The sequence below is a fragment of the Microbulbifer maximicatervae (SeqCode) genome (assembly GCF_052467065.1).
Genome location: NZ_CP174299.1, coordinates 631,579 through 653,718 on the forward strand (window position 1 = coordinate 631,579; position 22,140 = coordinate 653,718).

The following is a 22,140-nucleotide window of genomic DNA, read 5'->3' on the forward strand; positions in this document are numbered from 1 at the left end:
ACAAAAAAAATGTTGACACCCCCGGCCCATCGTTTAATAATGCGCGCCCTCGGGACAGCCGAGACAACAAAAGAAATGGCAAGGTAGCTCAGCCGGTTAGAGCGCAGCACTCATAATGCTGAGGTCGGGAGTTCGAGTCTCCCCCTTGCTACCATTTCAAATCACAGAGACTATTCTTTGTGAAACTTGAAACTGGGGCGTAGCCAAGCGGTAAGGCAGCGGGTTTTGATCCCGTCATGCGAAGGTTCGAATCCTTCCGCCCCAGCCATCTTCCTAAATTATCTAGCAGGCCCAAATCTGGGCAGCAACCAAAAACGCAACCGTTTTTTATCTGATTCTGCGAATAGCTCGCCAGAACTCGTCCGCGAACGCAATCCAAAAATCAACTACTCCGGCAGCACCACACCATTAGCTTCCATAACTGTCACTTCGGCGCTATCGGGCTCCAGGCCAGCAGTACCTGAAGTTGCTACAGGCGTTCGCACTTGCTCCCTGCGCAAACCCAGGGCCCGCAGCCACTCGAAGCCCGCCAGGCAGCACAGCAATGCCAGCAGCACTAGCGGACCGCCATATCCCTTCATAGCCTCACTCTCGGACATGCAAGTCCACACAAGCTGCACAACGCACAGGAAGGCCACAATCAACAGGGTCGGCTTGCGTCCCAGCAAGCTAACCACAAAAACGCCCAGAGGCGCCCCAAGGGCCACTACCGGTGCTGCTGCCAGCCAATTCCCAAACACGCCAGGCTGCCAATCTCCCGCCAGCGACTTCACTATTACCCCGAGTACCGAACAAAATGCCATGATCACCACAGATGTAGGGATCGCCACCTTAAGATCTACCCTGCTCAACAGCACAAGAGCCGCATACACCAGCATGTCTACACCCACACCGGTAACTGCCACCACGCAAAAGCCGGCAAAAGCACCCAATAGCAAGCCGACACGAAAATCTGTCGGGCACTGGGGGTCTCCCGCGTGCTCACAATCAGTAATTTCGCTGAGGCGATACAAATGAAAAATGCCAAAACTGCCCCAGAGGACGGCAAAGGAGAGTTTCACCCAGAGTTCAGGTATCAGAGGGGCAAACAGCAGGATACCGGCGGGAGTCGCCAGAAGAGAGCCCAGCAGCGCCCCCCGCAACATCGACCAGGCCAGCTGCTGGCGCCGGCAGAGAATAAACAAGCTGGCACTGACCATACCTATCGATTGAACTGCAAAACTAAAGTCGCGCCCCAGGCTTGCCGGCATATCAAAAAACAGCACCAGCACGGGAAACCCAACTGTCCCGCCTCCCATCGGCGTAGAACCAGCGGCATAGCTACCCAGCGCCATCGCCAGGGCCATGGACCAATGCTCGAGTGCCAGGGCCAGGTTCTCGCCCTGTAAAATCAGGAACAACCAAACACCGTAAAACAGAACCAACCAAGCGAACCAATAGCGAAGAGAGAATCGCGCCACGTTTTTCATCTTATTATTTGTGAGCTAAAGCGTCAGAGGGAGACAATAGTGGTACGAGTGTAAGATGGGATCAAGACAAGATTTGGCGAGTTCGCCTATTCCGGTTAGGAGGGTTGCCCGGCAGCCGCAGCTGCCGGGCAAAGCGCAATTAGTTCAAGCGCTTCTTGCGAATCAGGTTTTGAACCTGCATAGAAGACATCATAGAGGCGTAGATTGCCGGCAGGGCTCCACGCTTACGCAGCTCCAGGAAGTCTTCATCAGACAACTTGTTAAGCTTCTCTTCATCGATAACAAAGAAACCTGTCAAATCGTAAGGCTTGTCATCTTCGCTAACACGGAGAGTCAGTTTCTTCTGGGTCAGCAGGTCCTTGGAAACCAGGAACTCAATAAAAGAGTCGGTCACAGCAACACGCTGTGCAGTCTCAACCACCGCCTGGGCGCGATTCTTCAGGAAGTCAGTTTGCTCGCCTTCCCCATCGAACAGCGCTTCACCTTCAGAGTCGCTCAGCATCTTGGAGTCTTCGTCGATGCACAGAACAGCCTGATCCGCGTTGTCTGGGTTCTTCACCAAAACGAACGGGTAAGTGCGCACTTGCACAGGAATGTAGCTACCATTCCAGCCATCAGCACCGGAGAACAGGTTCTCACCGGGGCGCAGACCGGTAAGCGCCACAACTTTAAACTGGTCAGTATTCTGGTCTTTAACGAACAGGATCGGGTAGCTCTGAGCTGCCTGTACGATTTCCTGAACCACCAGCGGCAGAACATGATTACTGCTTACATGGTCAAAAGTAATGTCTTGGGTGAGTTTCAGGTTGGCATGTGCCTTTTTATCCAAAGCTTTGATCTGTGCCATAAGTACAACTCCTAGCTACTTTTATAGTTACTAAATTTTCAGAGATACCCTAACGTACCACTCTTCTACGCATCTACGATGACAAGTGCTTTCCGACAGTCGCCGGAAACCAAAGCCAGCATTAAACAGGGAAGAAGCCCAACTGGCAAACAAAGTCCACCAACATTAACCTAAAGACAAATTTATTTGATTAGGTTAATACTATTCAAGACTATCGCACCAATTAAATTCACTACTCCCCCCTTAAAGTGACCCGGCAACCTTCAAACTCAACGAATCGAGTATTAGCTAGCCAACCCTGACAGGTAGCGCATTACCTGTATCACCCCTCCCCCCACCTCTACAGCTATCGTAACAAGTGGTGCTTTTTTATACGATTGAAAGTGGTTGGAGTGAGTTCGATGCAAAAACCGAGGGGCGCCTCATTATGATGAGCCTACTATTTCTCTTCCATCTCCTTGCAATGGCTCTAGCCGTGAAGAATTACCACACCCTAGCAACCGTAACATTCATTTTTTCCTTGATATCAAGCATCGCCTGGCTGGGCTATCACACCGGCGACAATCTCAACTTAGCCTTGTAGAGGAGGGTGAATGGGCCATACATTTCGAGAGCTTAATGCACTGGGCATACTCGCCGTATGTGCCGTACTCGTCGCCGCAGAGTACTTTCAATTAGTGAATGGAGAATTGCCCTGCCCTCTCTGTTTACTTCAACGAATTGGGCTCACAGGAGTCTTATTTGGCCTGATGCTAAATGTACTCTATGGCAACCGCCCTCTACACTACAGCCTGGCTACACTGTCAGCGCTATTTGGCGCCGCTACCGCGCTGCGCCAAGTCAGCCTACATGTTATTCCCGGAACGCCAGGTTATGGCAATCCATTAATGGGGTATCACTATTACACCTGGGCTCTGATTATCTTCTACATGACAATTATTGGCATCGCGATTGTCAGTGCATTTAATAAGCAATATGGGAACCCCATATTTATTAGCTTTCGAGATCAGAGAGCTCTCGGAAAAACGGCCATAGTGGCTGCATTTTCAATTACCACACTTAATATATTTATAACCTTCGCAGAGTGTGGACCTACTGTTTGCCCGGATAATCCAGACAACTATTGGCTCTTTGGCGCTATCGACGGAATTTAAAAGCAAGCTGAGAAAAGAAAAGGGGGATAGCTATACAAAAGACAGCTTGCAAAGCATATATCCATAGATCAACAGAATAAATAGAGGCCAGGACCGGATTCGAACCGGTGAAAAACGGTGTTGCAGACCGTCGCATTTCCTCTCTGCCACCTGGCCATAAAAAAACCCGGCGCTTCCGCTCCGGGTTCTTTGACTCTACGGAAGCAAAAACGCTTCCGAATAAATTTACAGAAGCACGCAGGTTGCCTGGCAGCAACATATAGAAAGAAGTTCTTGCGCGTATTTCATAGTAAACAGTCTTGTTTAAGTTGCCGCCAAGGATAATGGAACAAAAACTCCATCAACTCTTTCTAGGTAGCCTCAGAATACTGCCCAACCCTAACCTCATTACCGGGCAACGGCTGCTCTGGAACCAGCTGTGCCAACCCAAGAGAAATTAAGGCCATTAAAGACCCGGCAAAGAATACCATTGGCGGAGAGACAAGCCACAGCAAGCCAAATACTACAGGGATAACTACTGCGGCAATATGATTAATAGTAAAGCTGACTCCGGCCGAAGCCGCGATATCCCGCTCGTCGACTATCTTCTGGAAGTAGGTTTTAATCGCAATTGCCATAGAAAAGAATAAATGGTCAACAATATATAATGCCGCTGCCAGCGCAGCACTTTCTACCAGCGCATAACCCGCAAATACCAGTATCAGGCCAATATATTCCAAAGTGAGGATACGGCGCTCGCCAAACCGAACGATAAACTGTCCGATCTTCGGTGCGATATACAAATTAAGTAAATGGTTTACCGTATAGAGAGCAGCAACCTCCCCCACGCTGTATCCAAATTTCTCCACCATCAAAAAACCAGCGAATACTATAAAGATTTGCCTGCGAGCCCCACTCATCATCGTGAGCGCATAATAGAGCCAATAGCGTTTTCGCAGAATAAGCTTCTTATGCTGACTGTGGGGCTGAGCAAACTGAGGGAAAAGGACCCAGGCACCTAAAGCAATGACAATGGTCGCGCCACCACCAATTAGATAAACCCAGGAATAATCCAAACCTGCGAAGTTCATTAAACCCCACACCAAACTATAAGCCAGAAGCGCAGCAAAGGAACCAGCGGCAGCCATGCGTCCCATCCAAACTGCTGCTGTTTGTTTAGGAAACCACTGGAGTGCCAGGGAAGTCTGCAAGGTCTCATAAAAATGAAATCCCGTAGACATTAAAAGTGTAGTGAGTAACAACCCGGTCAATGATGGATACAGTCCCGTTAGCATCACTCCAAGGCCAGTTGCTACCAGTGAGATTATCGCCAGCCGCTGCTCCCTGACAAAAAGCAAAACAAAGACCACTAGGAAGGCTAAAAAGCCAGGTATCTCGCGCACACTTTGCAACAAACCAATATCTGCACCGGTAAATGCTGCCTTTTCAATAACAAAGTTATTAAGTAGCGTATTCCAAACAGCAAATGAGAGCGGCATCGAAGCTGCCAGAATAAGCAAAAGAATTTCAGGCCGGCGAAGACGTTGTAGCATAAATGACCTCCTATAGCTAAGGTCCGCAATATACGCCCTCAATATCCAACTGTAAAATTATAAAAATAGTACTGAGGAATGAGTTTTCATTGAGAATATTGCAGTTCATAAAATTAAATACTAATTAAGCCATTAAATAGAGGTAACACCGACCAACAACTTGCTCAAATGCCCGAAAAAACGGTGAATAAGACGTACCAATTGGAAAAGTAGCAAGCCATCTAATTATGTATAAATTCCCGCTAATCATGTATTTTTAATGAGATGAGTAAACTTAGTTCACTACATATAATGACTAGAATCAGACAACTCCAACCTAAATTCACCTATGCTTTAACTGCTATATGTCTAGGCGCCTTACACCACAGCATGACTGATTACCAACATAGATAACTCTTGGAGAGAAAAATGCGCATTCATTCCTGGCGAATTCATCATCTCACCTTAGTCATGCTACTTACCACACTCCCTTTTCTACTGACGAACGCCGCTGCTCAAGAAGATAACTTACCTGACAAACTTAAATTAAACGAATGGAAGGTGCCCTGGGAGGGACTCCCCAGAGACCCGCATGTAGACAGTAAAGGTAATGTCTGGTTCTGTGGACAAGCGGGTAACTACATCGGAAAGTTTACACCGACCTCTGAAGAGTTTAAGCAGTATGAAATACCTGAAGGCACTCACCCTCATAACCTGATTGTGGATTCAAACGATATTGTTTGGTATGCAGGTAATCGCAATGCGCATATTGGGCAATTAGACACCAAGAATGGGCAAATTAAACAGTATCCAATGCCTGAAGGTATCAAAGACCCACATACGTTAATCTTCAATCGAGAGGGAAATATCTGGTTCACGGCCCAGCAAAGTAACCGCATAGGCCTGCTAAATATACAAAGTGGCAAAGTTCTAAGTGCCACCCCAACAACCGCTAATGCTCGCCCCTATGGTATTAAGATTGATGCTCAGGGAAACCCCTGGGTCGCTCTATTCGGTACCAACAAGTTAGCGCGAGTAGACGCAAAAACCATGGCCATAAGTGAGGTTAACCTGCCGCGCCCAAATGCTCGCCCTCGCAGACTGGAAATCGACCCTACCGGCAATATTTGGTACGTAGATTATCCAGAAGGCTATTTGGGGCGCTATACCCCGACGACCAAGGAGTTTAAAGAGTGGAAGCTACCCAGTAAGAATCCACGCCCCTACGGAACAGCACTGGACAACAATAACCAACTTTGGCTCGCTGATACTGGAGAGGTTCCAAATATCATTTTTGCCTTTAACACAGAAAAAGAGAAATTTACAAGCAAGACCCCAGTTCCAAGTGGTGGAAATATAAGATATATGTATTTTAACAATATGGATGGAAGCTTTTGGTTTGGTGTTGATTCTGGATTTATCGACCAGGGAATACCAAAATAGAAGCATATATAGCTCTATTGACATCAATCGATGTATGGCGTCACTGCAATAGTTCTATATATCCTGATACAGGACAAACTGTTCAAATACAGACTTCCATTTAGAATTCTAATTTTTTCAGCTCTATTAACAGCCATTCACGGCGCCCTTATGAGGCAACCATTGATGGATTACCTTATTGGCAACCCACTACAAGTTACACTAGCTTAAAATGGCATGAAGTGGCTCGCGTGGATACTCATGGCGACCGTTATAATTATAGGTGTTGAAGTATTCGCCTCAAATAAATCAAACTCTAACGAATCTAAAAAACAAAAAACGTGCAGCAATCATTATATAAAACTCATAAACAGAATTTACAATTATGGAACCGAAACAAACCGGGATAGCATACGATACCATCACACATCTATGGGAACGTAAAGAGTTCAACAGGAACAACGGTATTAGCCAGTATAAGCGGGCACTTGGCTTTGTAAAAAATAGAGGCTCCGCACTAGATGTAGGGTGTGGTTGTACAGGAAGGCATATCGAGCTTCTGCTAACTGAAGGATTTTCTCCCGAGGGAATTGATGTTTCTGAGAAAATGATAGAGATCGCCAGGGATAAGCACCCTACTGTCAACTTCTATCTAGAGGATATATGTAAGTGGAAAGCCACAAGAAAATATGACTTTATAAGTGCGTGGGATAGCATCTGGCATATACCAATTGAAAAACAAGAGGAAACAATAAGGAATCTAGCGTCTTACTTAAACAAGGAAGGCGTTCTAATATTCTCCTTTGGTGGAACAGATAAAGAGGACTATCATACGAATAATGCGATGGGACCGGAATTATACTACTCTACGTTAGGCACAAATAAATTTATACAACTTCTTATTTCATCTGGTTGTATTTGTAGATATCTGGAGTACGATCAACCACCAGAATTACACGCCTACTTGATTGCTCAGAAGATATAATTGTTTTATATCGCCCCCTCAATCATGGGTAGCCTATATGTTAACCGGAGCAATGCTTGTTTGGTTTATTCTTACGAGTCTCAGCCTAGTTTTTATTATTTGGGACTCAATCACTAATGCGCCAACCAGCTGGGTTCAGCGCCTGGCTTGGGTATTAGTAATTCTTTATACCGGTGTTATCGGCTTAATCTTCTACCTACTCACCTGTCGCCGTCCTTTTCCTGGCGGCCACGATCAATTCACTCGGGCGACATGGAAGCAAAGTGTAAATAGCGAAATGCATTGTCTTGCAGGTGATGCAACAGGGATCCTTATCGCAGCATCTATTGTACCCACACTGGGCCTCGCCAATGGATGGGACTCCATAATTGAGTACTTGGCTGGCTTTGTTTGTGGTTTGTTTATTTTTCAGGCATTGATGATGCGAAATATGTATCAGGGAAACTACTTAAAAGCAGTGGGTAAAACTTTCTTTGCTGAAACTGTATCGATGAATATGGTTATGGCTGGAATGATACCCGCTATGGTGATACTGACTTCCATATGGCCACACTCTGAAGACCCAACAAATGCTACCTTTTGGTTTCGTATGAGCTTGGCAACCATTGTTGGGGGTATCATTGCTTACCCTATTAACTATTGGCTGGTAAAAAATCACTTAAAACATGGATGTATGACTCTTCCGGGAAAAGATGGAGCCGCGCCCAATTTTGGTCATTGCTCACATGAATGCGCCTCAAATTCAGCACCGCACATCCATGCTACCTCACAAGCAGAAACGCCTAAAATGGAAATGCATTCTTTATCTTTAATGGAATCGAGTATATGGATAATGGGCACTTTTATAGCTCTTTTTCTTGCAATTTATGTCACAGATAAAATCACACCAATATACTTTTGATCTCAGAACTTTATGCACTCAAAATAATCGCTTAAGCATAAGATTCAAAAATTTCTTTCTCCGCCTATAGTAAGATTTCACTCTGAGGCTGGTTGCCAATTGATTACCGGGTTTACTCCTTCAGTATTACATAACCAAACAATCGCTTTTATGCCAACCTTAAGCTTCCCCTTAGTATCAATGAGTTTCTCCCAATCGCTGGAATGAAAAGAACGGCCATGGATGCGGAACTGCCCGAGAACCTCCTTCCAATTTGGCATAGTCAGGTTTAGAAACTCATTTGTTCCATGGTCAGTAGCAACCCAAAGCTTAATTCCATCTTTCACCCGCACAAGTTTTGTAATCTCCCCCTGCCATGAAGTTAATTGGTTTCGATCACAAGTCACGTACTCTGGAACAGCTAGCCTTTGAGCCAAAAGATTCGGGCTAGCAAAAACAAATAAGCTCAGCACTAAAAATAAATAATGTTCTTTATTCATAATTAAAGAAGGGGGGCAAGCCCCCTTAACCATTAAAGACCACGATAAGTCGCGCTTTGTTCATCCGCGCGAGTGGCTTGACCTTCAGTGAACTCGTACATACAGCTATCGTCAGTATAATCCATAAAGTTAGTTACCGGATCTTCCCCTTCAGCATTTCTTCCCCTGGTACAGGTATCCCGACCAACAGGGCAGCCATAAGCAGCCGATCTCTCCGCAGGAGTATCTGAGACGTAGTCCCCCCGGCCAAAACATCCACCTTGGAACGTATGATAAAGACCCAACCAGTGGCCAACCTCGTGAGTTAAGGTGTCCCCCTCATTGTAGGGCGCAGCATCACCTCCAGGCACAGAACCAGTTAAAATTACTACACCATCATCAAGTGGATCAGAGGAGTAACTACTTGGGAATGTAGCCCACCCAAGTAGGCCGTCACTAATTTCAGCTACATAGATATTCAAATCCCCGGCATCGCCAACTCGTAAGGAAGATTTCATTGACTGCTCAGCCGATGAATTGTAACCAACGTTATACCAAGAATTATTTGCTGTAACAGTGGTTGAAACTAAATTAAAAGTAAATGGAGTATTTGCGTAAGCATCATTCAACACATCCATTTGCGCATTAATCTCACTATTAGAAAGCGCTCCATTATTAGCTGAGTCAGTAATTACATGAAAGTAAACATCAACTTCTACAGAACCTGCGGGCCGCAATGTGTGTGCCACACTTCTATCACTTGATATACCACGCAGAGTAGAAAAATGCTGCTCTTTTAATGCAGCTTCCTGAATTGATGGGTGGTCTGTACCGCAGCGCTTTAGCCCAACGCTATTGTTGGCAGCCTCAACCGAAGAAACACTCTGAGCAAAACCTATAGTTGATGAAGCAAGCATGCACAATGATAGAGCAGTTTTTATCGAGATATTAGAAACAGTCTTTCTCATAACCTAAGCCTTAATTTTATTATTTATTTACACTCCCATAAGAGCCCGCCAACTTTCCACGCTTCCATAAACTTTTGTCAATAGCACCAATTCTTAAATTGATGATAATGACATCAAACTCTTTAATAAGGCGTAACGTTCAACAAGAAAAATGTAAATATAAAAAAATAAAAACCCAAAAAAAACAAAATGCAGATACATTTCTCTCTAAAATTGGTTACATATGAAATTTTTTTTCACGGAAAACACAAGGTGCAACTCACTTAAAAATGCGAACAAAAAGTTGAGGAACCTGAAATTACTGACAGGTAAAATTCCAATAAAAAATACCGAATTTTATTTCAACAAAGCGGACAGTTATATTTTTTATGATACATCATCGCAAAAACAGCTCGCACCAACTGGGGCTAACAATAAAAAGATATTCCAACCACTAGAGCACCTAATTCAAAAGGCCAATCACAAATAACAAAGGCCACTTACCTTCTGTGGCCATGAAGGTAAGCGGCCTTTATAAATTCTACAGTTTTTAAACTAGAGTGAACACTCTACTCTAAATTAACCCCACTGTTTTTGAGAGCTAAGATCATTTCCGCTGCTCGGCGAGCGGCAGGCGGTAAAGTGAAGCTTGTTATAACCTAGCTTATTTTCAGTAATGACTTTTAGAACATCATCTAAATGAATATGGGCCCCCTCTTCAACCAAAATCAAATCATGATCATGAAGACCACTCTGCCAAGCCTTCTTAATATTATCCACATGACCAGGGCTTTTTTCATTATATGAGAGATTATAATTATAAATACTCGCACCACCACCAGCTATCGAGTGAACTTTTCCTGACCCCATATTTAGGAACTCTAAAGTCCCAAATTTTTCTTTACTATTTTCCTCATTGGCAGGCTTACCTGTTTTTGTCAAACTCCTGACTGCATGATCAGAAGACGCCGAACCATGAAATGAGTAGAAGTATAGAGCCAAATTCTCTGGCAATTCAGCCTTACCAAAAGAGCCGTTATCAAATGAACCATGTGCGTAAAGGATCGCCTCATTACCACTGGCTTGTTCTTTTTTATGAATTATTACTTTTCCAAACTGAACAGTTTTCATCACATTCCTTATCGATCAAAGGTTGGAGAATCTATTTTTTTGACCACACCATCAAAATGCGGTCACAAATTTAAGATTATTCTTTTCAAATAAAACCCACCTGCTTTTAATGGTTACAGATAAATAAAATTAGATCAACGAAAATAAAATCTATGTAAGCGACTGAAATCCAATCTTCATTACCACCCTCTCATTCGAGCAAAACCGTAATCAAGACAAGTAAAAAAACTATGGACTGCGAAACAAGCGTCACACAAAACCCAAAAAAAACCACAAAATCTCAATTGAGGAATTTTTCATCCACATTTCAAACCAGGAGTAAATGGACTTAAAACCTGATGAACAATCTCACAAAAAATGGTTATGTAACCTTAGAGAAACCGAGACTCAATTTCGCGCGAAAAAAAGTTCTATTACAGATAAAAGACAACATTATTGACTATTGCAACCATCATACAGTCAAGCACACCTAGCAAGCTTTTATTTAAATTTTTTTGGTTAAAATTTGAGATGAAAAGTATACCATCTCTCATCATTGCTCTAGGAAGAGAGACCAATAAGCTACAAAAGCCTAGATTGCTAACATAAGTAACACCATATGAAATACAGAGTTATTTTTTACAAATATACTAGAGAGAAATCTCTCACAGACGACTAAGACTTAAACAGCTTGACAACCCACCCTCTCAGTTGGATTACTATTTTAAGCTGAAAAGAATGAATTGATGAGCTGTGGACGAATGTCTACTCTGAAAAGAGTGGCATATGGCATGGATAAAAATTCCTCACCAAATTAACCTCCAAATATGAGAGATATAAATCGTATGCTGGTAGAAATTGGAGACTTTCTGGGGCTAAGAAGCGGTGGTGAGCCTGGTATCAAAACTGTTTGGCAGGGACACTTTAAACTGCTTTATTATTTGGAGGCAGCGGAGACTTTAAATCGAATTAAAGGGTGTGTATAAAATGTAGTAGTTCAGACTTGTTATCACAGTTATCGGCTTTAAAAAGGTGCCCCATCAGGTCAAATTCAGGTTACAATTTTTTCCTTCCTGATACTTTTCTACCTTTAAGTGTTGCCATCTGTGTGCTGCGTGCATTTCTTTGTATCAGAGATGCTGTATCCGGAAAAGATTACGAGCATCGGCACGAATGGATTGAAAGCCATATGCATAAGTTGGTCGAGGTGTTTGCGCTAGATATTGCTGCCTATGTGGTAATAAGTAATCATCACCATATAGCCCTATACATCGACACAGAATCTGCTGATAAGTGGTCGCAGAGATAATTACTCGCTGACAAAAGCTCTTCAAAGCCTCTAGCTTAGTCCAGCGCTATATTCAAGGCGATACCCTCGATCACGCTGAATTAAACAGACTAAAAGAAGTCGCCTTTCTATGGTGGGAACTCCTAATGAATATCAGCTGGTTTATGCACTGTCTAAATGAATCTATCGCTCGCAATGCTAATACTGAAGACAGCTGTACAGGCTGCTTCTGGGAAGGTCGTTTCAATAGCCATTGCCGTCTGTATGGCCTATGTCAATCTCAACCCTATCCGTACCAATATAGCGAAAGCCCCTGAAAATTCTGACTACACTTCAGTTCAACAACGTATTCGCACAGCAATCTCAGGTCGACAACCTAAAATGCTTCTGCCATTCAGAGGCCGCGAACACCTGAACAGGTCAAAAGGGCTGTCCTTTCAGTTGGTTCATTATTTGGAGCTGGTGGACTGGAGAGGCCGAAATTTTGATCCAAGAAAATGGGGTTGTATTGCCGAGAACACTCCACCCATCCTCAAGCGGCTGGGTATCTCACCAAAACACTGGCTCCACCTCAATCGAAACTTTGAAAGTCGCTTTAAAGGCTTGGTAGGATCAGTCGAGGCAGTACAGCAAGCCTATACGTAGTTCAATAAACGCTGGGTACACGGCATCAGTGACTGTCGGCACTTACTTTCTACTATACCCTGCTATTTTTAATACAATCTCTTGAAACCACCTCTTCCAGCTTTTATCCAAAACTACGAAGGATGAGCATCAAGTATTAAATTCTCGGTATTTCATTATCCCTAATCGCTAAATCCGTGAGAAATTGCATTAGTTATGGTGCTAACAACAAGGTCAGAACCCTTTTGCAAACTGTGGGTGTCCAGGAGTGTGTTCAACTAACTGTGGGGCCCAGAACATCCACCTCCAAAGCCATGCCCGATCTTTTAGTTAACAAGAAAATCCGCTGTAGAATTTAGAAATCGCCTCAAATCATTCAAGAATTCCTTTTTCCCGCGCACCCTTTAAAATACTCACCAAGTACTCTTTATCACTTGTCAATCTTTTCACGACCCGAGATACAGTAGCTAAATCATCATTATTTTCAGAAACAGCTGAAAACATACTAGATTCTGAATCAAATCTAAGCTTTCCTGAGGTCTCTAGGTGGCTCTTTTTCAAAGCTACTCCAATTAAGACATCCCAAGAGTACCCACCTCCTTCTCCCCCATAGCTTTGAATCAATTGTATGTAGGGCTCAAAATCTAAAAATATTAAGCTATTTTCTGGGCCAGAAGTGTTTTCAACAAATTCACATGGCTCAAAAGTCACAATCTTTACCACATATCTCTGGGCATATCAGACCCAATAGATTTCAAGATGCCAAAATTATCTTTAGCACTCTGTAAAAAACCCTCACGATACTTTGCCGGCAACTTGCGACTCTTATCTAGGGACTCAAAAAATAATTTTTCCCACTCTTCAACCTGCCCCTTGTAAATCGACGAATGTGCACGCTCAGGCTCTGCCTCCGCCAAAACTCTTAATGCATAGATACAGGCTACAAACCCATTGTCCGGGTCATTTAGAGCAGAGGGATTATCCACTATTTTTTTAAGAGTTTTCTTTATATCAACTATAATACGGCCAAACATAACACTATTGTTTGAGCCTTCTATTGGGTTCACACCAAAAATTGCCATAATAAATATCTCTCTAACTTTTTGGCTTTAAAATAGTTCTTTCATCTTGGGCTTTAATTTTACTGTATTTAGGGGTACCCACCCAACGATCTTCAATTCGCCCACGATTCTTGTTTAGCAAACCCGCCTCACTTAGCTGGTCTTCAACGGATAGCGTGTTAGGAACTCCAGAGTTTTCTAACCGCTGCCTTATTAACCCGCCCTCAAGTGTCCGCGCATCATCATGACTTAAAACACCTGTGAGGACTTCCATTTCATCAAAATCCTTAACTCTTGCATGCTCTCCAACCCTACGGCTTGGATCATCCGTAATCCCAATGTACACGACCTTTCCATCTTTTTTCAGCTGGTAAACATACTCTTTACATGTTAACCCAAATGGATCAATCCAATGAACAGGATTAGGAACATATTTGTAGTTGTTAATGCCACCCAATAATCCTATTGGATCTTGCTGAGTAAACTCCCCAATCTGCGGATCATAGTATCTAAACCGATTGTAGTGCAGCCCAGTCTCTTCATCAAAATACTGCCCCTGAAAGCGAATCGGCTGCTCAATCTGATTTTTATGAGCTAACGCAATATTGCCATAGCTCTTATAGGCAACACTCCAAACCACCTCACCTTCCTGATTGGTAAGGGTATCAGGCGTTCCCAGGTGATCCAGATGGTAGTGGTAAACCTGTTCATCTTCTTTCAATGCAACCGGCTTAAAAGTACCCGGTTCAAAATAGTAGGTCCGAGTTTTCAGATCTTGTTGGGTGCGGATATCGGATTTGTTTTCACGAAGCAGGATATCCCCATCCCAGAGGAAGCTGGTTTGTTCACTGTTAGTTACCTTACCAATACGACGGCCGAGCGGGTCGTACTGGTAGTGAATCTCTTGCTGAAGCTGTTCTGCACCATCTTCCACCTTGAGCTTTTCAACCCGCACCAACTGCTGGCGACTGTTGTAGTGATAGCGGGTTTGCAGTTTCTGCCCTTTACCACGCAGTTCGGCGATACGGTTGCCGTGGATATCGTAGCGGTAGTGGGTATCGCCACGGAAGGCTAGGCGATTGCCCTTGACTTGAGTGGCACTGGCCTGCTGTTTGGCTTCATCTTCTGATCTAGCGGCGGCCAGAATATTGTGGGCAGGGTCGTGCACAAAATATTCGGGGCTGGGGCCATCAACCTGGGTGAGGCGATCCAGGGCGTCGTAATGGTAGCTGCGAGTACCGCGCAGGCTGTCCTCGATTTTGGCAATCTGCCCAGTTTTATTGTACTGGTAGCTGCGCTCCAGGATTGAGTTAGATTCCTGGGTCGGATCTGACACTGGACCACCGGCCTTGCCCAGGCTCAGCTTTTGCAGGCGCCCTTGAGGGTCATAGTCTCGCTGGCTTTTCAGTCCATTACCGTGCTGGCGTTGACTCTCCCTGCCCTGCTCATCATGATTGATATTAGTAATCAGCTGATCGGTGTTGCTGCCTACCGGGCGGCGGTGCAGGCTCTGGAATTGGCCGGCGGGGTTAAAGGCGAAGTTGAGCACTTCACCATCGGGCAAGGTCGTGGCGATGCGATTGCCGGCAGCATCATAGTTATGGCTGAGTTTATCTTTGCCCTGCCAATCCGCAGTTACGCGTCCGTTAGCATCATATTCCCAGCGCAGCTTGCGGTGGGCGTTTTCCGCTTCGATCAGCTGGCCGCTGCGGCTATAGCGGAACTTGGTTGCACCATCTGGGGTGACTTCTTCCAATAGGCGGCCAAAGGGGTCGCGCTCAAAGATGGTATCCACACCTTTGCCGGTATCAGCATCAGTGACTGCCCTGGAACTAATCAGGTGCCCGGCGCGGTTATAAGCGTAGCGAGTCACGCGTCCATCGAAGCCCACTTCTTCAATCAGGCGTTCGTTCAGGTCGTATTTGAGCTGGTATCGCTCACCATTTTCGTTGGTGAGGCCCACAAGATTGCGCTCGCCGTCGTAGTGGTACTCCAGGCGGCTGCCGTCCGGGTTAGTGCGCATCTTAACCTGGCTGAGGCCGTCGTAGGCGTAGCAGGTGCTGCGGCCTTCGGGGTCCATAACTTCCGCAAGCAGCCCCTGGGGGTTGTAACTGTACTGAGTCCTGGCTCCATCCGGGGTAATAACTGCATGGATTCGATCCTGGGCGTCGTATTCATAGCGGGTTATCTGGCCGGGGGCATGCTGAACTTCTTCCAGGCGGCGGGCACCATCATAACGATAGTGCTGGGTGCGGCCCATGGGGTCTTTGACCGCTGCCAGCTTACCTTCCGGGTTCCATAGATAGCGAGTGGCGTTGCCCAAGGGATCGGTAACACTGCCAATCAAGCCTACCGGGTTATAGCTATATCGGGTGCTACTGCCAAGAGGGTCTTTGGTGGTGACGATCTGGCCTTTCTTGTTGTATTCACGTTGCCAGGAGTTACCGGCGGGATCAGTCACTTTGGCAGGCAGACCTTCACCGTTGTACTCGATGCGGTGGCTGTTGCCAGCGGCATCGGTCTTTTGTATCAAGCGCCCCTGGTCATCATACTTATAGAGTTCTTCTCGCCGACTGCCATCATCGCTGGGCAATTGTACTTTGGTAACTTGGCCCAGATCGTTGTAGCTGTAGAGGGTCTCTGCACCTTCAGGGTCGCGGTGATAAATCGGTAGGGCGCGATCATTAAAGCGGTAACGTTCCTGTCCCCCACGAGTATCCGTTACGGTAACGCCGTGGCCATCCTCATCCCAGGCAAATTTGTAGTTGTAGGTAGCCTGCCCGTCGATAGCATCACCCCATTGGCGTACGCAACGGGCAGATGGGCCTTCTTTATCCCACTCAAAGTAAAAGCGGTAACCGGTTTTTAGGGTGCGCTTGGAAATAACATGCTGGTGATATTCATATTGCTCACTGTAGCCATCCGCATCGGTGGCTTTTATCAAATCACCTTCTTCGCTGTATTCATACTGGGCCAGTATTTTGATGCGGCCATCGCGAGTTTCTTTCTTCAGTTCGCCAATGCGCAGACTATTCGACTGCCCTTCGGGCGGGCTGATATGCAGAGCTTCACCAAGGCTGCTCTCGATACAAATCAGACGCTCATCGATATAGTGGAAGAGGTAATAGTTACCATAACCATCGCGAATCTCGGACAACTTTAAGGCACCATTATTACCCGTAGCCTTAAAGTGTTTCTGAATACCATTTAAAGCACCGTAAGGAGTTACAACCCAGTGCTCATCATTGATGCGAGTCAGCGATAACTTTTCCACCACATTGTGGCTGCGGCCGCTATTACCCGGTGCAGGTAAGCTGATTACCCGGCCCTCGGCATCATGAAACTGTACCGCTTTGCCTGGACGCCATACCAGGCGCTCATTCAACGTGTGGGTCCAGCCGTGGCCCAAACCGAAATCCCTGGCGTTACTGCTGCGGTAAGTTCGCGCCAGAGTTAGTGGCAGCGGGCCATCCAGCACCGTATCCACCAAAGTCAGACGCTCTTCACCTGTTTTTAAGTTGATCGGTTCACCACCTTCACAGGCATTGGCATTGCACTGGGAGGTGTCACCGTTCTGGTTTTCCCCGGTGTCGCTATTGGTATTGTCCGGCTCGTTGCTATTATTCGCTTGGCTACCTTGCGACTCACTTGAATTATTATTGGAACCACTATTGCTTTGATTGGAATTTGAGGCAGTGCTGCTAGCCCCTGAGCCACCAGAACTGCCAGAGCTGGCTGGCGGAGCCGCCGCTTCAGAGGAACTCAAATCGGAGAAGTTAGCGCCTTCCCCTCCCTTAGCGTTGCCACCCTTTTTCTTGGAAAGTAACTGTTGCTGCTTCTTCAGTTTGGCCAAGTCCAACATCAGCTCGCCGACATTTTTAAAGGACTTCAGCAGGCGCGCATTTTTGGCCATAGCTACAGCGGCGCCGACGCCTCCAGTAATCGCCGCTAGGACGATAGTGAGGATAATTTCAAAGGCACCACCGCCGGCTATTTCAGTAATTTCCAGGCTGTGTTGTGCTTTTACATAATCCTCGGCAAAACGGAAGATAACCCCGCGCAGGGCCGGATCATCGTAAATAATTTGAGCAACGTCGAATGCCAAATCCAATTGCTGCCGAGTAACCTTTGAAGGGTCAAAACCGAGTACATCCACCACTTCTTTTTGCAGATCCGTAACGTACTCCTGGCCAGATTCTGCGAAGCTCTTGTCATTCCAGAAGTAATTTGCTGTGGCAACACCCAACCTATGCGACTGACGCAGAGGATTCAGCATTTGCGCCACTTCAAGCACATCTTTTGTCCATACCGCCAAGCCCCAGGCGGCATTGCCAAAACCGGTCGCGCCACTTTCAATATAGGCACCCACTTTTTCCAGCATTGAGCGCTTCTCATGCTGCTGCTGGATTTGAGCCGCCTCTGCCCTCTCCTGGGCAATAATTTGCTGTAGGCCGATACGAATCTTGGCAATCAACTCAGCCTGTTTCTCAGCAATTACGGTAGCTGCCGTTGGCGCTTCTTCAATAATCAGTCGATTCTGGATTAAAGCGCGATAAATCTCTCGTTCAGAAGAGGACAAGTGGCCAGGCGGCTCAGATAGGGGCCCCAGGAAGATTGTGCCCGAAGTACCCGCTTGAATACTGGTACTGAGCAAATTGCAGGAGCTACCACCCAGGCTGAAAAAGTGTTGGTAAATTTTCTCAATAACCGCATCGTCGAACATCGAAAGCAAGTGACCGACATCGACCTGCATAGGAATTCCCAGCGGGTACGTCCACCCTACTCTCACTTCGTACTGGATGCCTTGCTTATTTTCAACACGTAGCTGCATGATAATCCTTTAAACACTTACGCCTATCTGGACCTAGTGGGGACCTAATTCAGTTAACTCTCACCCGCGAACATTAGGGAACCCCCAAAGAACTCCGGTAAGCTTTCGATTCCGTCTATTTTTCGAACAAAATACCCTTAAGCTGAAACCAGCGTGACTTCAACTGATAATTCCTCCGGGCTTTGTCGGCGTCGATTAAAATCGAAATTGAAAGACCAGCCAATACCACGCCATTACACAACGAAGCCGCTGAGAAGAACATTCTCTATACAAAAAAGGGAGCTTAAGGGCTACCGTGCTAGAAGAATACTAACGATTAGATTCTTATTTTCCTTTTCAATCTAAAGAGGTTAAGAATCCAGGTGGCGCCGAATAAAACATAGGGCTGAGATCTACTTCGCGAGGTTACCGCAAATTAGGTAAATACGGTAGATAGCAAGTGTTAAGCTGAGTCGCGAAGCTTTCGGGAACAATGATCAAAACTTCAGTAATGAAGAATTAGACTAAAACTATCATCGATTAATTTTTAATAATCAAATAGATATAGTACCTGCGTATTAGAAAAATATCCCGCAATACAATTTCTATGAACAATTATTGTCCAGTTGATTAAAGTAATTGGATAATTTCTCAACAGCGAGTATCAATATTCCGTTATTGATAAAAGTATCTAATTAGATAACGTTTGGCGGACCGTGAAATTGAACTTTTAAATTTGTGACACTTATCACAAAACAATTCAATTACAGGCTGAGGGAAAGGGGAAAATCAGCAAACATGAATAGCTGGAAAATAGCGTTAACTGCAAATAAAGCGCGTATGGGTTGAAGTAGGCCCAGTAACCTCATTATCAGGTGCCCGGGCCTTTTTTCAGAAAGCCTATTCGATCTCTTTGATCCTCATGGAGTTGGTATGCCCACCCATATTGAGGCGTTCCCCCTGGGTAATCAGTACCCGCTGCCCTTTCTGCAAATCGATTCTAGAGCTTAATACCTCGATAACCGCTTCGGTTAAATGTCCCAGGGGAACTGAAGCCGGATCAAAGCTCACTGTCTCTACTCCCCGTAACAGCATCAGCTGGCGAGCGACCTTAGGGTGCCGGGTTAGTGCATAGATCGGCAAGCGAGTATTTGCACGGGACATCATTCTCGGTGTGCGGCCAGACTCGGTCAGTGCGGCTACAGCACAGAGATTCTCCACGCGCGTTGCAACATCAATCGCCGCCTGGGCAATTACAGTATCGATTAAAGCTGAAGAACCGTGGTCCTCTGCAGTGTAGGGAACACTGCCCAAATACTGTTCAGCGCCGATAATCACTTCACTCATAGATTCCACAGCGGCAACCGGGTAATCGCCTGCAGCTGTTTCCGCCGACAGCATAACTGCATCTGTACCGTCCAGCACCGCATTGGCAACATCCATCACCTCGGCACGGGTGGGAGTCGGGCTGGTAATCATCGACTCCATCATTTGTGTTGCAGTGATTACGGCGCGATTGAGAGCATTTGCGCGGTTGATCAGTTTTTTCTGCACCCCGACCAAAGCAGGATCTCCGATCTCTACCCCCAAATCACCGCGAGCTACCATAATCGCATCGGAAGCCAGGATTAGGCTGTCCATTTGTTCATCATCGGCAACAGCTTCGGCCCTTTCAACTTTGGCGACGATCGCCGCTTGGCTACCAGCCTCTGCCATGGCTTTGCGAGCAGTATCCAGGTCTTCCGCACAACGCGGGAAACTGACTGCGAGGAAATCCACTTCGAGATCTGCTGCCAGCTTGATATCCCGGTAGTCTTTTTCTGTCAGTGCCGGTGCAGACAGGCCCCCGCCCAACAAGTTGATGCCCTTGTTATTCGACAGCTTACCGCCTTGTAAAACTCGGCAATAGAGCTTGCTTGGTGTAGTGCCGGTTACTTCAAGGCGAATCTTGCCATCATCCAACAGCAGGATATTGCCGGACTGGCAGTCGCTGATCAGGCTTGGATAATCCACTCCAACGCGGTGTTCATCTCCCCCTTCAACCGGGCAATCCAGGTCGAGGGTAAATTCGTCATTGTTTTCAAGCTGTACACTGCCCTTGGCAAAACGGGCAATGCGGATTTTGGGACCCTGCAAGTCCCCCAAAACCGCAACAATTTTTCCCTGCGCTTCGGCCGCGTTGCGCACCTCTGTAACGCGGCGTCGGTGATCCTCTGCCGATCCATGAGAAAAGTTCAGACGTACAACGTTCACCCCTGCGCGAATCATTTCATCAATTACGCGAGGCTTGTCCGTACCCGGGCCTAAGGTTGCTACGATTTTTGTATGGCGAATCATAAGATCCCGTCATCTAATAATTTGAGAAGGAGGTTCAGAGGGCTATCAAACAGGAATTCTATGTCCATTTAATGGCCCTCAGTAATTGAATTACCAAAATATGGTAAATGAGGGGGGATCAGGCGGATTCAGCAACAGGCTGCTTCAACTGAAGTGACTCAGCCATTGCCAGACTGGTATCCAACATGCGGTGGGAGAAGCCCCACTCGTTATCGTACCAGGCCATGACCTTCACCAAGTTACCATTCACACGAGTGTGGTTGGCATCAAAGTGACTGGAGGCACTGGTGTGATTGAAGTCCACAGATACCAAGGGCTGATCGCAGTAAGTCAGTACACCGCCACTGGCCTGAGCAGCTTCCTGCATAATGCGGTTAACTTCTTCGGCGGTGGTGTCACGGCCGGCAATAAACTGACAGTCCACTAGAGACACATTGCTTACCGGTACACGGACGGCCATACCATCGAGGCGACCTTTTAACTCAGGCAATACCAAACCTACCGCTGCAGCCGCACCTGTTTTGGTAGGGATCATATTATCCGCCGCCGCACGGGCACGATAAATATCTGCGTGCACCGCATCTTGGGTATTCTGGTCGTTGGTATAGGCATGCACGGTGGTCATAAAGCCGCGCTCAATACCCAATTCACGATGCAGTGCTTGAGCTACAGGTGCCAGACAGTTGGTGGTGCAGGATGCATTGGATACCACACGGTGATCCGCAGTGAGATTGCTGTCGTTTACACCGTAAACAACTGTGAGATCCGCATCTTTTGAGGGCGCAGAAATCAGCACTGCAGCGGCACCGGCTTCAATATGGGCAGAAGCGGAAGCGCGATCGGTAAAGCGGCCAGTACACTCCAGGACTAAATCCACACCCAATTGCTTCCAAGGCAATTTGGAAGGGTCGCGCTCCTGGCAAACCTGAACTCGATCACCACCAATAACCAGAGCATCACCATCGACTTTGACGTCTGTACCAAAGCGACCGTGAATAGTATCGAAGCGAGTTAGGTGAGCATTAGAAGCTACCGGAGCGAGATCATTAATCGCGACCAATTGAACACGATCGCTGTAGCCTGATTCATAGATAGCTCGGGTGACATTTCTACCGATACGACCGTAACCATTAATGGCAATTTTAATTTTCATCTCGCTTTACCCTCTTTATATGCTTCTGGTTTTTCAAGTGGCACCCGCTTGCGAGTGCACCAT

At 46.2% G+C, this 22,140-nt stretch carries 17 protein-coding genes and 3 tRNA genes; 8 read left to right on the plus strand and 12 right to left on the minus strand.

The features are described from left to right. The first annotated feature begins 77 nt into the window (after window positions 1–77). Window positions 78–154 (plus strand) — tRNA-Met (locus ACJJI1_RS02925). A gap of 39 nt (window positions 155–193) precedes the next feature. Then, window positions 194–268: transfer RNA gene (locus ACJJI1_RS02930), tRNA-Gln, on the plus strand. Between the two features lie 118 nt (window positions 269–386). On the opposite strand, the gene ACJJI1_RS02935 is transcribed toward ACJJI1_RS02930, so the two are convergent. Beyond that, complete coding sequence (locus ACJJI1_RS02935) at window positions 387–1,469, minus strand: sulfite exporter TauE/SafE family protein (protein WP_444958485.1); 1,083 nt, start codon at window positions 1,467–1,469, stop codon at window positions 387–389. Window positions 1,470–1,608: 139 nt separating this feature from the next. Further along, window positions 1,609–2,316, minus strand: coding sequence for a SapC family protein (locus ACJJI1_RS02940; protein ID WP_444958486.1), 708 nt, complete (start codon window positions 2,314–2,316; stop codon window positions 1,609–1,611). Between the two features lie 463 nt (window positions 2,317–2,779). Here ACJJI1_RS02940 and ACJJI1_RS02945 point away from each other — a divergent pair, with 463 nt between their 5' ends. Together ACJJI1_RS02945 and ACJJI1_RS02950 are read left to right on the plus strand one after the other, a co-directional pair. Beyond that, complete coding sequence (locus ACJJI1_RS02945; RefSeq protein WP_444959356.1) at window positions 2,780–2,899, plus strand: DUF5993 family protein; 120 nt, start codon at window positions 2,780–2,782, stop codon at window positions 2,897–2,899. Between the two features lie 10 nt (window positions 2,900–2,909). Then, window positions 2,910–3,470: a disulfide bond formation protein B gene (locus tag ACJJI1_RS02950; protein ID WP_444958487.1), complete on the plus strand. Its 561-nt coding sequence runs from the start codon at window positions 2,910–2,912 to the stop codon at window positions 3,468–3,470. A gap of 84 nt (window positions 3,471–3,554) precedes the next feature. Here ACJJI1_RS02950 and ACJJI1_RS02955 read toward each other — a convergent pair. After that, window positions 3,555–3,626: transfer RNA gene (locus ACJJI1_RS02955), tRNA-Cys, on the minus strand. A gap of 194 nt (window positions 3,627–3,820) precedes the next feature. After that, window positions 3,821–5,002, minus strand: coding sequence for an MFS transporter (locus tag ACJJI1_RS02960; RefSeq protein ID WP_444958488.1), 1,182 nt, complete (start codon window positions 5,000–5,002; stop codon window positions 3,821–3,823). Between the two features lie 408 nt (window positions 5,003–5,410). Between ACJJI1_RS02960 and ACJJI1_RS02965 the strand changes: the two genes are divergently transcribed. From ACJJI1_RS02965 to ACJJI1_RS02975, 3 genes are all read left to right on the plus strand, one after another. After that, a complete protein-coding gene (locus ACJJI1_RS02965; RefSeq protein ID WP_444958489.1) occupies window positions 5,411–6,424 on the plus strand; it encodes a Vgb family protein in 1,014 nt (337 codons plus the stop codon). Between the two features lie 364 nt (window positions 6,425–6,788). Further along, window positions 6,789–7,388, plus strand: a complete 600-nt coding sequence (locus tag ACJJI1_RS02970) for a class I SAM-dependent DNA methyltransferase (RefSeq protein ID WP_444958490.1) — start codon at window positions 6,789–6,791, stop codon at window positions 7,386–7,388. A gap of 37 nt (window positions 7,389–7,425) precedes the next feature. After that, entirely contained in the window at window positions 7,426–8,289 is an 864-nt protein-coding gene (locus tag ACJJI1_RS02975; RefSeq protein WP_444958491.1) for a DUF4396 domain-containing protein, read from the plus strand. 77 nt (window positions 8,290–8,366) lie between these two features. Here ACJJI1_RS02975 and ACJJI1_RS02980 read toward each other — a convergent pair whose 3' ends face one another. The 3 genes from ACJJI1_RS02980 to ACJJI1_RS02990 form a co-directional block, all read right to left on the minus strand. Beyond that, a complete protein-coding gene (locus tag ACJJI1_RS02980) occupies window positions 8,367–8,801 on the minus strand; it encodes a hypothetical protein (protein ID WP_444958492.1) in 435 nt (144 codons plus the stop codon). Next, complete coding sequence (locus ACJJI1_RS02985; RefSeq protein WP_444958493.1) at window positions 8,801–9,715, minus strand: zinc metalloprotease; 915 nt, start codon at window positions 9,713–9,715, stop codon at window positions 8,801–8,803. Before ACJJI1_RS02985 ends, ACJJI1_RS02980 begins: the two co-directional genes overlap by 1 nt. A gap of 558 nt (window positions 9,716–10,273) precedes the next feature. Next, entirely contained in the window at window positions 10,274–10,825 is a 552-nt protein-coding gene (locus ACJJI1_RS02990; RefSeq protein WP_444958494.1) for a putative adhesin, read from the minus strand. A gap of 1,444 nt (window positions 10,826–12,269) precedes the next feature. On the opposite strand from ACJJI1_RS02990, the gene ACJJI1_RS02995 reads away from it, so the two are divergent. Next, entirely contained in the window at window positions 12,270–12,737 is a 468-nt protein-coding gene (locus ACJJI1_RS02995; RefSeq protein ID WP_444958495.1) for a hypothetical protein, read from the plus strand. A gap of 351 nt (window positions 12,738–13,088) precedes the next feature. Here the strand turns inward: ACJJI1_RS02995 and ACJJI1_RS03000 are convergent, their stop codons facing one another. The 5 genes from ACJJI1_RS03000 to gap all read right to left on the minus strand — a co-directional run bounded on the left by ACJJI1_RS03000 (window position 13,089) and on the right by gap (window position 22,077). Continuing rightward, a complete protein-coding gene (locus ACJJI1_RS03000) occupies window positions 13,089–13,427 on the minus strand; it encodes an Imm51 family immunity protein (RefSeq protein WP_444958496.1) in 339 nt (112 codons plus the stop codon). A 5-nt stretch (window positions 13,428–13,432) separates the two neighbouring features. Continuing rightward, window positions 13,433–13,798, minus strand: a complete 366-nt coding sequence (locus tag ACJJI1_RS03005; protein WP_444958497.1) for a hypothetical protein — start codon at window positions 13,796–13,798, stop codon at window positions 13,433–13,435. A 13-nt stretch (window positions 13,799–13,811) separates the two neighbouring features. Further along, window positions 13,812–18,608 (minus strand): RHS repeat-associated core domain-containing protein, encoded by a 4,797-nt coding sequence (locus ACJJI1_RS03010; protein ID WP_444958498.1) that lies wholly within the window; start codon window positions 18,606–18,608, stop codon window positions 13,812–13,814. An 879-nt stretch (window positions 18,609–19,487) separates the two neighbouring features. Next, entirely contained in the window at window positions 19,488–20,924 is a 1,437-nt protein-coding gene (pyk, locus tag ACJJI1_RS03015) for a pyruvate kinase (protein WP_444958499.1), read from the minus strand. Window positions 20,925–21,042: 118 nt separating this feature from the next. Further along, the gene (gene gap, locus ACJJI1_RS03020) at window positions 21,043–22,077 is read right to left on the minus strand and encodes a type I glyceraldehyde-3-phosphate dehydrogenase (RefSeq protein ID WP_444958500.1); all 1,035 of its coding nucleotides are present in this window, start codon (window positions 22,075–22,077) and stop codon (window positions 21,043–21,045) included. Window positions 22,078–22,140 lie beyond the last annotated feature (63 nt).